Below are 15,347 nucleotides of genomic sequence, written 5' to 3'. Positions count from 1 at the left end.
GGCTAAGGCGGTAACTGCGACCGCACGCAAGATCGCGATCCTGTTCTACAACGCGATGCGCTTCGGCATGGCTTACAAAGATCCAGGAGCCGATCACTACGAGCAAAAGTATCGGGAAAGAGTAGTTAAGGGATTGCACCGCAGAGCGGCAAAGTTTGGCTTCACGCTTCAGACCGTCGAAGGTGTTTCTTAGGAAGGCCGCCGCGTACTTTGCCAAGGAGTGCGGCTGAAGTACGCCTTCATCAATCATCTATCCGCAGACTATCCGGTTCGCCGTCTGTGCCTGACTCTAAAAGTGCATGCCAGCGGTTACTACGCCTGGCTGGCAGAGCCGAAGTCGGCACGAGCCAAGGATGATCAGCGGCTGCTAGGCCTGATCAAGCACTCGTGGCTAGAGAGCGGTGGCGTCTACGGTTACCGCAAAATCCATGACGATCTGCGCGAGCTTGGCGAACAGTGCGGCAGGCACCGCGTTGCTCGATTAATGCGTCAGGAAGGACTGCGTTCGCAGACGGGTTACCGACGTCGACCGGGGCGTTATGGTGGCAAGCCTCCAGTAGCTTCGCCGAATCATCTGGAGCGTCGATTCAACGTCACCGAACCCAACAAAGTCTGGGTTACGGACATAACCTACATACGTACCTATGAGGGCTGGTTGTTTTTGGCGGTGGTGCTCGATCTGTTTTCTCGGCAGGTTATTGGCTGGTCGATGAAGCCGCAGATGACTTGTGATCTAGCGATTGATGCGTTGCTGATGGCGGCGTAAGCCCAAGCAGGAAGTGATGATTCACTCAGACCAGGGCAGCCAGTTCAGCAGCGGTGACTGGCAGAGTTTCCTGAAAGCCAACAACTTGCTTGGTAGCATGAGTCGACGTGGTAACTGCCATGACAACGCGGTAGCAGAAAGCTTTTTCCAGTTGCTGAAGCGAGAGCGGATCAGGCGAAAGATCTACAGCACCAGGCAAGATGCTCGCGCTGATGTGTTCGACTACATCGAGATGTTCTACAACCCAAAACGCCGACATGGTTTCAACAATCAGCTGTCACCGGTAGAGTTTGAAAAGCGTTATTTCCAGAGCCTGGAAAGTGTCTAAGAAATCCGGGGCGATTCAAACGGGCTTTTTCTGAGCTGCCTATGCGGCAGTGAAGCTGCTGGCGGTCGACATCATTCTCGAATCGCTTTTCTGAGCTGCCTATGCGGCAGTGAAGCATGGTCATCAGCCGAACGCCTCTGCGGTCACTTTCTGAGCTGCCTATGCGGCAGTGAAGAAGTGCGGCGTTGTATTGCGCCGCCTCAGCTATTTCTGAGCTGCCTATGCGGCAGTGAAGAAGGTCAGGCTGTGTGAGCGCGCCGCACCGCTTTTCTGAGCTGCCTATGCGGCAGTGAAGACTTGCACCATGTTGCCGATGATGTAGAGCTTTTTCTGAGCTGCCTATGCGGCAGTGAAGAGCAGCGGTGCAGCATTGGCCGGGCTGCTTGATTTCTGAGCTGCCTATGCGGCAGTGAAGGTGAAGGCGCACCTGCGGGTGCGGCACGATCATTTCTGAGCTGCCTATGCGGCAGTGAAGTGACCTATCAGGACTGATGAGCGCGTTTGATATTTCTGAGCTGCCTATGCGGCAGTGAAGCCGAGCTACAACAACATCGAGGCGCAGACCAATTTCTGAGCTGCCTATGCGGCAGTGAAGGAGTTTGCAATCGGCGAGCGCGACCAGTTGTTTTTCTGAGCTGTCTATGCGGCAGTGAAGATGGGTAGGAAGGGAGTGAGTGGCTTCAATATTTTCTGAGCTGCCTATGCGGCAGTGAAGGCTGCTCACCAGTTGTCGCATCAAGCGGCTCTTTTCTGAGCTGCCTATGCGGCAGTGAAGAGCGATGGCTCGGTGTTCTACCAGCTTGGCCATTTCTGAGCTGCCTATGCGGCAGTGAAGCTTGCTGATGCCCTGGCTGGTGCCGCTGTGGTTTTCTGAGCTGCCTATGCGGCAGTGAAGTTGAGTCCCTTGAGGGTGCACCAGGCTCTGATTTTCTGAGCTGCCTATGCGGCAGTGAAGGTTAAAGGGCGCTCAGTGCCGCCGGCGTCACCTTTCTGAGCTGCCTATGCGGCAGTGAAGATCTGCATCGACCCATCCGGCGGCCGCTGGTTTTTCTGAGCTGCCTATGCGGCAGTGAAGACGCCTGGCGGAAAGTTCGCCACAAGGCTGCCTTTCTGAGCTGCCTATGCGGCAGTGAAGAAACCGTGCCAGAATATCCGCAGACGTAATTATTTCTGAGCTGCCTATGCGGCAGTGAAGCAGGCTACACCGCTGTGATGGATTACACGCCATTTCTGAGCTGCCTATGCGGCAGTGAAGTGACCAAAAAAACATTGAAGGCATATCACGTCTTTCTGAGCTGCCTATGCGGCAGTGAAGCGGACGTATGAGACAGAGTTAAGGAAGCTGCTTTTCTGAGCTGCCTATGCGGCAGTGAAGACCGTTAAGCTACCGAACGGCGCTACTGTAGATTTCTGAGCTGCCTATGCGGCAGTGAAGAGCGTTTATGGCGGTGGTATGGACCTCCACCTTTTCTGAGCTGCCTATGCGGCAGTGAAGATACATGGTTCTTGAGCTTTCAGAGGAGTCTGTTTCTGAGCTGCCTATGCGGCAGTGAAGCTTGGCGATAGCGTCAGCGCCTTGCAGTTCTATTTCTGAGCTGCCTATGCGGCAGTGAAGGCATAGGCAGCAGGTTTTTAGCCTTGTACTGATTTCTGAGCTGCCTATGCGGCAGTGAAGTAGCACCATAAAGCCGTAACGCTTTGCTCTGCAAAGCGTTTTTGGCCTTTTGGGGTGTTTGTCCCTGTTTTTTAGCTATTGGCTAAGTCTTTGATTTTTAAAGAGCCTGTTCCTTGTTCTGAAAAAAGGGTTAAAACCAGGGCACGGTTGCTTCGTGGCTGAGGCCGTAGGCGTTGAAGGTGCCGGGTTGGGGGTTGGTCTGGAGCGGGCCTTGGGCGATAAACAGGCGGAAGCGTTGGCCGCTGCTTTGGCTGCGCAGGTCGATAAAGGGCAGGGCCGTGGTTTTGCCGGCGTGGTCGGGGATGCGTTGTCGGGCTTGTTCCTCGGTCAGGCCGTGGCGCTTGATGGCGCGGCGGCGCAGGCGCTCGGGGTTGCTGTCCACTTGTACGCGGCGCAGGCGGCGGTGCTGGGCGTTGGCCGGTACGACGGCCAGCTCGCCGAGCTGCACATGGTCACGCATGCCCTTTAGCCAGTTGCCGGCCAGTAGCTGGTCCAGCGCTGCAGCACTGCCGTGTAAGCGCAGGCGTTGGCCGAAGCCATGGCCGGCGCTATCGCCATCGGGAAAGCTGATGCCGATAGCGGTGCTGCCCAGCTCGACCAAGCCACGGTGCAGTTTGGCGAACAGCGCGCTCATCAACTGCGTGGCGGCAAACTCCGGGTCGGGCAACAGTTTCAGGTCGAGGTAGTGGTCCATGGCTAGCCCGCCTCGCCGAAGACACCACCGCGAATCAGGGTGGCCATGACGAAATGCTGGTCGCCTGCGCTCGGCACTTTGTCCTTGAGCAGCCAGTTATCCAGCAGGTTGTAGAAGTCGGCCTTGGCTTTGGGCTGGCGGTAGGCGCGGCCTTCGGTGGTCACTGAGCCGTAGGGTTCCACGGCGATAGGGCCGAGGTCACCGGCATCGGGGTACCAGGTGTCGACGGTGCGCAGGGCGTTGCCGAGCTTTTGTGAGTGGATGCCGGCGATATCGTTGACCTTATAGAGCGTTTTGCTCTTATCGCCGCGCTCCCGACCAAGGATCAGCTCCTGCGACGGGAACACTTCCTGGCCAGCGCCGATACGCACGTAAGCGGTTACGCCGAGCAACACATGGCGTTCGCCGCCGAGGCCGCTGGCGATCAGGCCGGCCAGTTCGCCCAGCGCGGTGGTGGTTGCACCTGTGGCGTCGAAGTTACGCAGCGAAAGGCTCAGGGCGTCGAAGGTCCATTGTTTAGCGGCTTTGCCGTCGACCAAGTGGGCGACCTGCACTTCGACCTGTTCCGCGCCGATGCGGTTGCGCCACAGGAAGCGACCGTTGGCCAGGTTATGCGCGTAGCGCCGCGCCAGTTCGCCGAAGCCATGGGCGCTCACGTAGCCTTGCACGGTCTCCAGCAGTTTTTGCCGGTAGTCAGCCGCGTTACAGGCCGAGGGTGTGCCGGCACCGCCGAGTACGCGCAGGGTGAAGCTAACGCGCAGGGTGTCGGCGTCGTGTGGCAGGGCGGCGACGTCGACGGTTTGCAGGTTGGGGTTCTCGATGGCGGCATCGAGCTTGGCGGGGTCTTGGTCTTTGGTTTTGAGGCGGTTGGAGATGGTGCCGCGCACGGATTTGGTTTCTACGGCCAGCGGCTGCCAGTTGTCGCGCGCGTGCCAGTCACCGGCATAAAACAGCGCGTCGGAGGGGTCCAGCTTGCGCTCAAAGGCCAGTACGGAAGCGGTTTTCAGAGGTGTGGTGGTCATGATGGTCACTCCTTGTCATCAACAGAAAGGCTACGGGCATAGTGGTTGTGGCAGCGGTACAGGCCGGCGTCTGGCGCGGCGCTGGTGCACCAGAGCAGGTCATCGACATCGCGCAGGCGGTGTGGGCTGAGCCATTGGCCGATGGAATACAGGCTTTCAACGAAGCGCAGTGGGGTTTGCCCGTCGCGCGCGTTGGCGACGGTGCCGGCCTCTTGCAGCGGGCTTAGCGCGCCATAACCCACGGGGATCGGCACCAGCCAGCCGTTGGGGATAACCCGTTGCGCACGCCATTCAACCTTGGCCGGCTGAGTTTCGCTGGCCGCATGGGTTTCTGTGGCGCGGATATTCAGCCGCGAGAGGTCGAGCCAGGCGTCGAGCAAGTCGGCGTTGGGGCTTTCGCCGCGCAGATTATCCAAGCGCGTGGCAAGCAGGTCGTCACGGCTGACCAGGGCAAAGCCCGGCAACCAGCGGCGGCGCAAGCGGCGGAACTGCTTGCTGCGATCCTCACCACTTTGCGCCAGGCGCTCCAGTGAGGGTTTGCGCTGCGGGTCGAGAAACACGCTGCCGCCGGCGATGCGCATGCCACCGAGCAGGTCGGCAATGTCGTTGGCAATCTGCTGGCGCGGCGGGCCTTCGCCCTGTACCGGGTCGGGCTGATCGCCTTCGGCATAACCACTGACGGCGAAGACCAGGGTGATGTCCAGATGGATGCGCCCTTCTTCAACGATGCCGGCGGTTTCGCCACGCTCGTTGACCGGGTTGCGGGTCAGGTGGAAGGCGCGCTGGTAGCCGTCGGTAACTTGCGCCTCATGGCTATGGCAGATCACCCCGACGCTGTCGAACAGTAGCGGGTAGCGGCCATCCAGCTTGCGCTCGACAGCGTGCATCAGACCGATAAACGCGCTGATGGCAGGGAAGCCCCAGGTTAGCGGGCTGGAGATGGCGTTGGCGTTCTGCACCCGCACGTGGGGAATAATCAGCAGGCCGTTGGAGGATGGCAGTTCACTCATGCTCGTCTCCCAGGTCGCGTTGCTCGCGCTCAAATTGTTTTAGCCAAGCCTGGTTTAGCCCGTTGAGGTCGAGCCACAGGGCGTCGCTGCCGAACTGTTTGGCCCAGTAGCTGTTTTCCACATCACCGACCGAGAGCTTGCTGACCAAGCGGGCGTTGAGCCAGTTAGCGAAGCGCTGGCGGATTTCATCGACCCAGGCCATGCGTCGCCACTCGCTGGCAAACACCGCGTCCTGGCCGGCGCGGCGGTAGTCCAGCCACAGTTGCTCGGCGCGGTTGAGGTTGCATTCGGGCTTGGCCGACCAGCCCGGCTCAAAGGCCCACAGCTCGGCGGCGTACTGCAGCAATTCGTCGATCAGCTCGGTTAGCAGTTCATCGCGGCTGTTGCGGGTGTGCACATTTGGCGGCGGGCCACTAAGCAGGAAGTCACGCAGCGAACGTACCAACTCGGCCACGGCCGGGCGCTTGCCAAAGGCGGGGAAGATCGAGCCGTCCGGCGTGCGGATTGGCAAGCGCACATCGCGCTGTTGCCAGCTTGGCGGCAGCGAGGCGAGCAGGTAGTTGTCACCACGCCGTTCGCTGTTGAGCTGGGAGATATTTTGCGGCTTGGTGCCGCCGAGCTTCTGCACCGCCAACTGCGGGTACTCGTGGATCACGCCAGGGTGAACCTGCTTATCGCGACGTGCTTGGCGCGCCTCTTTAGCCGGCTCGCCGAAGCGATCCGCCTGAATGCCCAAGTAAACCCGGTGCGCCAGTGAGCTGGCATACAGAGGCGCGAGCAAATGAAAGTGCGCGTCGTTGTGCGGGTCATCACCGGCCAACCAGTAGAGCTGCTTGCCATGGGTGTGCGAGGCCAAACCGTCGCGCGGGCGGGTGATGCTGGTAAAGGCCTCCGCCAGGTTTTGCGCCTGTTCGGCATCGCCATGCAGCGCGGCCAAGGCGTCGCCATCGTTTGCCAATAGCAGGCTGAGCAGCGGCTGGCCGTCGTGCTCCAGCTTGAGCAACTTATACACATCCAGTGCGGCGGCGTTGCCCACCACATCGCCGGCAAAATCGTCGCCCAGGCAATGGCTGCCGACCAGTTGATGCTGGGGCAGCGCGCTTGGCAAACAGTAGAGGTTGCTGCCCTTGGCATCCGGGTGGATCGCCTTGAGCGTATGCGTCACCGCCTGAATCTGCCCGGCGCGGCGGGCGGCATCTGCCAGCCAGGTGGCCGGTGCGTATTGGGCCTGCAGGGTGGCGCGTTTGGGGTCGTCGTCGCTCAGGCCTTCAAGTTTGCTGGCCAGGCGCTCGGCGATAAAAGCTTCAATCAGGGCGCGAATTTCGCTTTGTCGGCGAGGGGATGGGTCGTGCATAGCAACAAATCCTTGTGCTGGATGGCGGCAGTAAAAGTAGCACTGTTTTGCCATCAGTCTTGAACACCCCTCCTTAAGGCGTATAACCCAGAAATGCAGCTTTTATGATTCAATCGCTCGTAGGTGAAGTATTTATGCTGCAAAAAATAGTTGTGAGGTTTGTAAGCTTCATTTAAATATGAAGCACATAAGCTTCTAATAGATTTTTTAGCAGCGTATAAGGCTCTTTTTATCCAATAGAGCCTTATATGCTTCACTTCTGCTGTGAATAACGAGGTGAACCCATGCGCAACACAGTGTTGACTCAGATCAAACGCCGGCGCGTGCAGCTCGGCTTGAAGGGTACAGACATGCCGCTGCGGGTGGGCTTGAATCGCCAGCAGTACGGCAAGATCGAGAAAGACGGCAACCCCAGCCTGGCCACTCTGGACAAGATCGCCGAAGGCCTGGACGCAACGCTGATGCTGATCCCCAAGGAGCTGGTGCGCCAGGTCGAGCAACTGCTTGCGAGCGGCGCGACCGATGCCGGCAGAGCGCAGCTGAATTACCCCTTGGTTCAGCCGCCAGTGCTTGCGTCTGGTGTGGGGATCAAGGAGACCATTGAAGATCCCTGGCAAGACCTGGATAACCACTGATGGCCGGCGAACAGGTTTCGGCACTCAAGCTGACGCTGCATGGGCAGTTGGTGGGCTACGTTGCCGGCTATGCGCATAACCGCACGGTGTTGTCGTTGGCGGCGGAGTTTATCGCCGATCAAAGTCGCCCCGCGTTGAGCCTGTCATTGGCCAACCCGGCCACCTTCGCGGCTCGGGCCAGCAAGATATTTCCGGTGGCGACCAACATGCAGCTGCACCCGCTGCTGAGCAATCTGCTGCCTGAGGGTGCCCTGCGCTTGCTGTTGGCCCAGCGCTTGAAAATCCATGAGCACAACGAATTTCCGCTGCTGGTGCATTTGGGTGGCGACTTGCCTGGTGCGTTGGTCGCCGAGCCGGTTGCCGCTGAGGCCATTCCGGACGCAGCCTTTGGCGACCGTGGACGGCTTGATCGGGTGGCGGTGGATGCGTTGGGCCGGGTGGCACATTTCTCCCTGGCTGGGGTGCAGATGAAGTTTTCCATGCGCCAGCGCGATGGTCGCTACCAGTTGGGGGATGCCACGGCTCCCGGCGACTGGATCATCAAAACACCTTCCACGGTGCATGCTCATGTGCCGCTGAACGAGTACACCAGCATGCAACTGGCGGCGTTGGCTGGGGTGGATATCCCGGAGATTCGCCTGGTAGAACTCGACAAGCTCGAACGCCTGCCAGAGATCAAACTGCCGGACGAAGGTTACGCCTACGCGATTCGCCGCTTTGACCGGGCCGAAGGCACCCGCGTGCATGCCGAGGACTTCGCTCAGGTGCTGTTCGCTTATGCGGCGGATAAGTACCAGAAGGCCAGCTACGAGCAAATCGCCCGGCTGATCTACCAGAACACCTTCAACGGCCAGCGCGATGCGGTGCAGATGGCCGTGCGCTTGTTGGTCAACATTCTGTTGGGTAATGGCGATGCTCATTTGAAGAACTGGAGCATCCTCTACCCGGATGGCATCGCGCCGGTGCTGTCGCCGGCCTACGACATTGTGTTCACCAAGGCCTACATTCCTGACGAGCAGCACTACGCGCTGAACATGGCGCAGAGCAAACAGTGGTACGCGGTATCGCTTGAGCACTTCCGCCGTTGGGCCAAGCGGGCGGACCTGCCGGAGTCGCCGATCCTCTACAACCTCAAAGCCGCCATCAGCAAAGCTCGCGAACTGTGGCCGGCCGCCTTGCGTGACAGCCCAATGCACGACGCGCACAAGGCCGCCCTGCGTGAGCATTGGCGGGCGTTGCATGAGGATTTTAGGATTGAGGGTTAGGGCTTCCACCCAACGGAGTCGCGGCTAAAGCCCCTCCCACAGGTCTTCAAATGCCGTGGGAGGGGCTTTAGCCGCGACGCTTGCAGCGCTTTCAAGGATTATCGCGAATAACGGCTAGGCGCCCCCTTCGCTTCTACAGGTAGTGACCAATTATGTGTGTCGTGACGCTAGCGGCTCAGCCAGTAATCCGGCTGCCGATGGTGGTGAGCAACGGCGAGTATCAGGATCACTTCTGCAAGCACCGCATAATGCAGGGAGTAGGGGAAGCGCGGCAATGTAGCCTTGCGGATGTCGTCGCGGTCGATGGGGTACATCAGGGGCATGCGCTGTATGCGTTCGCTGGTTTAGCGTACTTCAGCGATAAGCCGGTTACCCAGGCCGGGTTGTAGCTCGTCCAGCCAGGTGCATGCGGCCATCAGTTCGTCGCGGGCAATACGGGCGAAACGAACCTGCATCAAGAGCGCTCCAGCGCCTCGTTGAGGGAAAGCGTTTCCAGCTCGCCAAGGTGGTAGGCCTGCAGGCGGCGTGCGGCCTCTTCGCCCCAGATGCGCTCAATTTCAGGGTCGGGTTTGTCCAGGCTATGCAGCAACTGCTGGGCGATTTCAAAGCGCTGCGTGGCCGGCAATTTGAGGGCTTGCTCGACGAATTTCTCGGTGCTCATGGGCATCTCCCGACAAGGCGCGATAGGCGGTTAGCTTGAGCCTGCAGTGGCCGAAAGGCAACCAACTCGCGGGTAGGGTGTCGATCACCCTACGGCTGGATTGCCTGGCATCGTGACGTTCACCCAACCGGTTCGCGGCTAAAGCCCCTCCCACAGGGAATAGCTGCCTCTGTGGGAGGGGCTTTAGCCGCGATGCTTTAGCCCTGCTGCACGCCGCGCAGGGTGTAGGGGGGCTCACCTACGTTTGGCAAAACCCAGCAGCGGATGCGAGCGCCAGCCGTTGTCGTTATTTACCAGGCTGATGGTGCCGAAGCGTTTGGCGCAGGCGTGCAGATCCATGTCCAGCTCATCGGCCAGCTCATTGAGTGCGACGAGGTAGTCGGTGCTGCCCCAGGGGCTGATGCGCGGGCCGGCCAGTTCGCTATCGTCAATTTGCTGGTGCTGGCTGTTTTCCACCGGCACGTATTCCACTTCATAACGGCGTTTGCCGGGATCGATGCGGGTCAACTGATAGCGCTCGCCGTCTTCGTCGGGCAGCAGCACCAGCTCGACGCGCTGCTGGGTATCCAGGCGGAATGGCTGCTGTTGCTGAGCGATGGCCGTTAGGTGCAGCTGCGGCTGGCTCCAGCTGTCATGGCCATTCAGCTCGCGGGGTTGGCTGCTTTGCCGCAGGCGTTCGCGGGGGGACAGCGTGGCAGGGTCGGGCTCGGCTTTATGCAGCATCCAGTCTTGCAGACGGGCGTGTTCCAGGTCGACCAGATTACCGTGGTGGTTAAGCGGTGCTGGCCGTTCGAGGATGCGCGGGCGGGCGTCGATACGTTGGTACTGCTCAGCCTCTAGCAGCTTATCCAGGCGGTGCGAATTCAACAGCCACGGGCGTTCATTCTCGAAACCTGGTTTGCAGAATGCGGGCTTGTCGCGGTGTTCGGCGTGGCGCAGGTTGCTGTCGAAGATCTGCACATTGACTTGCGCACAAGGCTCGGGGCGATGACGGCGCACCCGGCCGGCAAGCTGGATCAGTGAGCGCATCGACGACGGCTCGACCAGCGCCCAGTCGTAATCATGGTCGCGGCCGACCTCGGTAACCGGCGAGCCGAGCACAATAAACAGCTGCTCCGGTTCATCAAACCGCGTCAGGCGCTGGCGGATCTCGGGCAGGGCGAATACCGCCTCGGGCTGTTCACGATTGAGGGTGGCGTCCAGCTGGCTTTCGATGGCCGAGCGCAGCAGCAGAGGGAATTGCGAGTGGTAAACGCACAGGTGAATCCGTGTGCCTGCAACGGCACCCAAGCGGAACAGCGCCAGGGCGACATCGAACAGCGGTTCGATATTGGCCATGCGCACCAAGCCGAAGCTGACCCGTTTGCCGCTGTGCGGGTCGATTGTGGCGTGGGCTGCATGCAACTGCTGGGCGGCGGCTAACACCTGCTCGGCAAAGGCTTGGCGGATTTCTTCGGGGCGTTGGCTGGCGAAACGCAGCTGAAGCAGTTGACCATGACGGCGCGCCGGTTGAGTGCCGAGCCAGGCGTGGCGACGCTCGGCAAACAGGTGATGGGCCGCGCTAAACGCTGCGCTGTCGCTGCAGTCCAGGCGGGTTTGCCGTTGTTCATCAATCCAGGCGCAGGCGATGGCCGGCACCTCGCCGGGGTGCTCGCCGCGATGTTGTTGGTACTCCACGCGGCCGGCGCGGTAGGCCTCGAACAGCCCCTGAATCAGCGCCGGCGGCAGGGTGGCCGAAGACAGCAGCACGCGGCTACCGAGCAAGCCGGCCCAATGCACCAGGCGCGCCAGGGCAGGCAGATCGGCGATGTCGAAATCGTCCGGCTCGTCGAGCACCAGATCACCGCTCATCAGGCGCAGCATGGGCGCGATTTGCCGGCCACCGCGTTGGCTTTCGGTGGCCGGGGTCAGGTGGTCGATGGTGCACACCAGCAATGGCGCAACCAGCAGGGCGCGTACTTGCGGTTCGTGAATCACTTTGTTGAGCAGTGGGTGGGCGTCGTGATTGCCGTCGAACCGCACGTGCCCGTCGTCATCAAACAGCGCCTGGCTGGAGGCCGAGCCGCTACGCTCGGCTGCGTTTTCGTGGTGCTCAAACAGCTCACGGCTGGCGGCACCGCCCACGCGGATCGCCAGATCATCCTCGCCGAGGCGCAGGCGATCACGAAAAGCCCGGCCGGTTTGCAAGGTCAGGCTGCGCAGGCCCAGGGCAAAGGCGCAGCGCATGCCGCGTTCGGGGTCGCTCAAGGCGTACATGATGCGCGCGTTGCCGAGGGTTTTGCCGCAGCCGGTGGAGGCCATGTTGACGATAAACGCGCCGTGCCGTGCGGCCTGTTCGCGCATGCTGGTGGCCAGGTCGGCGGCTTTGTCCTGCCAGCGGAAACGCTCGTCGCGGCTGCGTTTCTTCAGGCCTTTGTGGCGCGCCAAGCGCGGCAGGCTGCGCTCAAAATCCGCCAGGCGATGGCCGATCAGCGCGGCGTTGGCCTCGACGCCCAGCAGGTGTTCGTCTAGGCCTTGGTTGGGTTGGCCCGTCTTGCGTTCGGTATTGGCCCACAACGGATAGTTGGTTTCGCCCGGCACCCGGCCTGCGTCGGTGAGGCTGGAGTAGTAGTGGTCGGCGAGCATCAGGCTCAGGCGCGACAGGTGCATCAGGTAGGGGCTGCGCAGCCAGTCGGTTGATGTGCGTCGTGGCAGCAGAGCGAGCAGGCGTTCGGCCTGTTTGCTGGCGCGTTTGCACCAGCGCTCGGTAGTCACCGGTAGGCCGTGAGGGAACTGCCAGTAGGGCTCGATCAGGGCTTTGTCCTGGGTGCTGCAGTGCTCGTTCCAGGCGGCGTCGATATCGCCCGGTAGGTTCTGCAGCATGCCCAGTTGGAAGTTTTTGATTTTGCCGCCCAAGCGAACGTCTTCGCCCGGCATCACTGGCAGGCGGTGATGGGTCAGCACCAGCCAGGCCAGGGCCGCTGCCAAGGGTGGCAGGCTGTTGAAGGGTTTGTCGCAGGCACTGTCGAGGCCGTCGCGTTGCAGGCGCGTAAGCCAACTGGCGTGATCGGCCGCGCTGGGCTTGGCCAGGCGCGCCAGCCAGGCTGGGTCGTCGTCCGTGCCGACAAAGGCCTGGAACAAGCGCAGCGAGGTCCACTCGTGGCGGTACAGGTTGCGCTCCATAGGCGCGCCGGGCTTGAGGCGGTTCTGGAAGGCCAGGCTGGCTTTGCCGAGGTCATGCAGCAGGGCGGCCAGGGTGCTGAGCAGGCGGATGTCCTCTGCGCTGTGCCAGTCGTTTTCATCGGCTTTACGCAGCACATCGCGGCGGGTGGTGTTGGTTGGCACCGCGCCTTGAGCATTGAAGCGGCTGGCATCGCCGACGATCCACAGCAGTTCGCTGTGATCGCGCCCGCGAATCCAGTGGCAGGCCACGGCGCTGTTGCGCCGGGCGCTTTTCTTCAGCAGCTTGCGTAAGGTATCCAGGCCGGCTTGGGTGATTGGGGTTTGCCAGGTGCGTTCGCCACGGCGCTCGGCGAATTGGTCGAGAATGCGCCGGCTCTCCACCAGAGCGCGCTTGTCGCACTGGCTGATTAGCAGGATGTTCATGCGCCGACCTGCTCAGCCACGGCCTTGAGGGTGTCGATCATAAAATCCAGGGCTTCGCCTCGGGTCAGGTTCTCGATGCAGGCTTGGCGGAACTCCTGCTCCTCGTCGCCGCGCACCGCGCTGACAAAGGCTTGCGGCAGGATGGTGGCGTCCTTGACCAGATCGGCCACGTCAAACACCAGCCCGCCGCGCCGGGTCTTGCCGTGCAGCACGGCTAAACCATGAGGAATACCGAGCACCCAGGTGGCGCTGGCGGCCAGGCCGTAGGCCAGGTAATTGCCGTGGTCGAGAAAACGGTTGGCGGGGTCGCCACCTGAGCCATTTTTGGCGCGGGTAAAGTCGCCATAACTCACCGCGCGGGCGGCCAGGGCGAACAATTGCTTGCTGAGCCGTGCTTCTTCGGTAAGTAGCCAGGTGTTATCGGGCGCGCCCTGGATCGCCGTGCGCGAGGCATCAAGGGCGCGTTCGAGCGCTGCCGCATCGATATTAAATCCGGCATCCTTCAATACCCGATTGTTTAACCAACCCTGACGAATACGTTGCAGGCGGGCCAATTGAAATGCTTTGGCAGCATCCAACCGCTTGCTGTCGTCAAACCAGAAGCGCACCCATTTTTGCAGGTACTCGGTGGGCCGATATTCACTTTGCGGTGAGAACCAGGCGACCTCCACATCCATCTCATTGGCGGAAAACAGCGGTGTACCGCCGCCACCACAGAAGCCCACCAACACACCGGCCTTGGCCAACTCGCGCATCGCTGCCTGGGTCACCGAGGTGCCCGTGCCGAGCAGGATGGTTGTGGTGTTGGCGATGGGGATATTCCAGTACAGCGATTGCTTGCCGGCATCGGTGACGTACTCAACCCGCCCGCCGTTAACCAGCACGCGACAGTGCTGCAAGTAATACAGGTTGGCGCGTTTGGAGTGCAGGATGGTCTTGAGGTCGCCGGGGCTGATGTCGTCCATGAGTAGGCTCTGCGCAATGATCTAAGGCGCATTCTGGGCACCTTCACGGGCAAATGAAACGTCGCCACGCCGACCCTTTTCTACGGGCCTTGGGCGATCCCTTGTAAATCAATAGCTTGGCCAAGCCTGCCAAAAAAGGGTTTTGCAGCGCAAAACCGGCATAAGCTATCGAGCGTGGGGCGTTGCGGGATAAGCTCTCTACTTCACTGCCGAATAGGCAGCTTAGAAAAGCTCGCGAACAATTGAGCCGTCAGGCTTGAGCTTCACTGCCGAATAGGCAGCTTAGAAATGAACTCGCCGCCTTCCTCCATCACCAAATCACTTCACTGCCGAATAGGCAGCTTAGAAACTCTGGCGGTGGCGGTGCGGTCGATAGCGTCAACTTCACTGCCGAATAGGCAGCTTAGAAATTGGAAGCGGCAACCCATACCGGGCCGAAAGACTTCACTGCCGAATAGGCAGCTTAGAAATTGCAATGTCGTGAGAAAATGGACAGAGCGTCCTTCACTGCCGAATAGGCAGCTTAGAAAGTATGAGAACAGCGGGCGCGATTGTTTACTTCCTTCACTGCCGAATAGGCAGCTTAGAAATGGGAGATCATCTATGTGATTAGTAACGCTGCCTTCACTGCCGAATAGGCAGCTTAGAAAAAGCTGAAAGAGGCCAAGGAAGAAAAGGCCGACTTCACTGCCGAATAGGCAGCTTAGAAAATCCCAGCGGATGCCAGGCGCATGTTGCGGCCCTTCACTGCCGAATAGGCAGCTTAGAAAACGACCAAGAGCGCGCCGCGCAGTCTGGTCAGCTTCACTGCCGAATAGGCAGCTTAGAAAAGAAGGTCTACTTGGTAAAGGTGCAAGATGACCTTCACTGCCGAATAGGCAGCTTAGAAAGAGGTGTCGGTGAACTTGCCTTTGTCGCCGCCCTTCACTGCCGAATAGGCAGCTTAGAAAAAGAATATCCAGGCTGCAACAGGCATAAGCAACTTCACTGCCGAATAGGCAGCTTAGAAAGATGTGGTCAAGCGCATACAGGACAGCGCTGTCTTCACTGCCGAATAGGCAGCTTAGAAAAGCAGCCTTGGCCGCTGGATGACGCAGAGCCACTTCACTGCCGAATAGGCAGCTTAGAAACCACAGTATTGCCAGTAACGGGCGTTCTGTTCCTTCACTGCCGAATAGGCAGCTTAGAAACTGCCGAGCTTCAGTAAGACACACCGCTTTATCTTCACTGCCGAATAGGCAGCTTAGAAATCGATGCGTTGGCCGGTGGCGCGGCGCTCATCCTTCACTGCCGAATAGGCAGCTTAGAAATGTCATTGAATGCCGCTGCTTGCGGTGCACGCCTTCACTGCCGAATAGGCAGCTTAGAAATGCCCATTCTCCAGCTG

10 protein-coding genes, 2 pseudogenes and 2 CRISPR repeat arrays (1 of these 14 running past the window's edge) are annotated in these 15,347 nt (G+C 60.1%); of the genes and pseudogenes, 4 read left to right on the top strand and 8 right to left on the bottom strand.

Annotated elements, in window-relative coordinates:
• A pseudogene (locus VCA57_RS06540) lies at nucleotides 1–193 on the top strand (IS110 family transposase); the annotation flags it as partial.
• A pseudogene (locus tag VCA57_RS06535) lies at nucleotides 194–1,094 on the top strand (IS3 family transposase); the annotation flags it as partial.
• A gap of 27 nt (nucleotides 1,095–1,121) precedes the next feature.
• A CRISPR array of direct repeats spans nucleotides 1,122–2,769; the repeat unit is 28 nt; unit sequence TTTCTGAGCTGCCTATGCGGCAGTGAAG.
• A gap of 130 nt (nucleotides 2,770–2,899) precedes the next feature.
• Here the strand turns inward: VCA57_RS06535 and cas6f are convergent.
• From cas6f to csy1, 4 genes are read right to left on the bottom strand one after another with little or no spacing between them, the layout of a single operon-like run.
• Nucleotides 2,900–3,463, bottom strand: a complete 564-nt coding sequence (gene cas6f, locus VCA57_RS06530) for a type I-F CRISPR-associated endoribonuclease Cas6/Csy4 (protein ID WP_411184155.1) — start codon at nucleotides 3,461–3,463, stop codon at nucleotides 2,900–2,902.
• A gap of 2 nt (nucleotides 3,464–3,465) precedes the next feature.
• The gene (gene csy3, locus VCA57_RS06525; RefSeq protein ID WP_411184154.1) at nucleotides 3,466–4,485 is read right to left on the bottom strand and encodes a type I-F CRISPR-associated protein Csy3; all 1,020 of its coding nucleotides are present in this window, start codon (nucleotides 4,483–4,485) and stop codon (nucleotides 3,466–3,468) included.
• A gap of 5 nt (nucleotides 4,486–4,490) precedes the next feature.
• The gene (gene csy2 / locus VCA57_RS06520; RefSeq protein WP_411184153.1) at nucleotides 4,491–5,495 is read right to left on the bottom strand and encodes a type I-F CRISPR-associated protein Csy2; all 1,005 of its coding nucleotides are present in this window, start codon (nucleotides 5,493–5,495) and stop codon (nucleotides 4,491–4,493) included.
• Nucleotides 5,488–6,849: a type I-F CRISPR-associated protein Csy1 gene (gene csy1, locus VCA57_RS06515; RefSeq protein ID WP_411184152.1), complete on the bottom strand. Its 1,362-nt coding sequence runs from the start codon at nucleotides 6,847–6,849 to the stop codon at nucleotides 5,488–5,490. Before csy1 ends, csy2 begins: the two co-directional genes overlap by 8 nt.
• 284 nt (nucleotides 6,850–7,133) lie before the next feature.
• On the opposite strand from csy1, the gene VCA57_RS06510 reads away from it, so the two are divergent.
• A complete protein-coding gene (locus VCA57_RS06510) occupies nucleotides 7,134–7,484 on the top strand; it encodes a helix-turn-helix transcriptional regulator (RefSeq protein WP_411184151.1) in 351 nt (116 codons plus the stop codon).
• Complete coding sequence (locus VCA57_RS06505) at nucleotides 7,484–8,749, top strand: type II toxin-antitoxin system HipA family toxin (protein ID WP_411184150.1); 1,266 nt, start codon at nucleotides 7,484–7,486, stop codon at nucleotides 8,747–8,749. The genes VCA57_RS06510 and VCA57_RS06505 overlap by 1 nt, the downstream gene beginning before the upstream one ends.
• Nucleotides 8,750–8,916: 167 nt before the next feature.
• Here the strand turns inward: VCA57_RS06505 and VCA57_RS06500 are convergent, their stop codons facing one another.
• From VCA57_RS06500 to cas1f, 4 genes are all read right to left on the bottom strand, one after another.
• The gene (locus VCA57_RS06500) at nucleotides 8,917–9,072 is read right to left on the bottom strand and encodes a hypothetical protein (RefSeq protein WP_411184149.1); all 156 of its coding nucleotides are present in this window, start codon (nucleotides 9,070–9,072) and stop codon (nucleotides 8,917–8,919) included.
• A gap of 131 nt (nucleotides 9,073–9,203) precedes the next feature.
• Entirely contained in the window at nucleotides 9,204–9,410 is a 207-nt protein-coding gene (locus VCA57_RS06495; protein WP_411184148.1) for an addiction module protein, read from the bottom strand.
• Between the two features lie 234 nt (nucleotides 9,411–9,644).
• On the bottom strand, nucleotides 9,645–12,995 hold the full coding sequence (gene cas3f, locus VCA57_RS06490) for a type I-F CRISPR-associated helicase Cas3f (protein WP_411184147.1): 3,351 nt from the start codon (nucleotides 12,993–12,995) through the stop codon (nucleotides 9,645–9,647).
• On the bottom strand, nucleotides 12,992–13,960 hold the full coding sequence (gene cas1f / locus VCA57_RS06485) for a type I-F CRISPR-associated endonuclease Cas1f (protein ID WP_411184146.1): 969 nt from the start codon (nucleotides 13,958–13,960) through the stop codon (nucleotides 12,992–12,994). Before cas1f ends, cas3f begins: the two co-directional genes overlap by 4 nt.
• 201 nt (nucleotides 13,961–14,161) lie before the next feature.
• Nucleotides 14,162–15,347: a CRISPR direct-repeat array (repeat unit 28 nt; unit sequence CTTCACTGCCGAATAGGCAGCTTAGAAA); it runs 463 nt beyond the window's last position.

It is taken from the genome of Pseudomonas sp., from assembly GCF_046581935.1.
Taxonomy (GTDB): domain Bacteria; phylum Pseudomonadota; class Gammaproteobacteria; order Pseudomonadales; family Pseudomonadaceae; genus Aquipseudomonas.
This window is presented reverse-complemented; position numbering and strand designations above follow the sequence as displayed.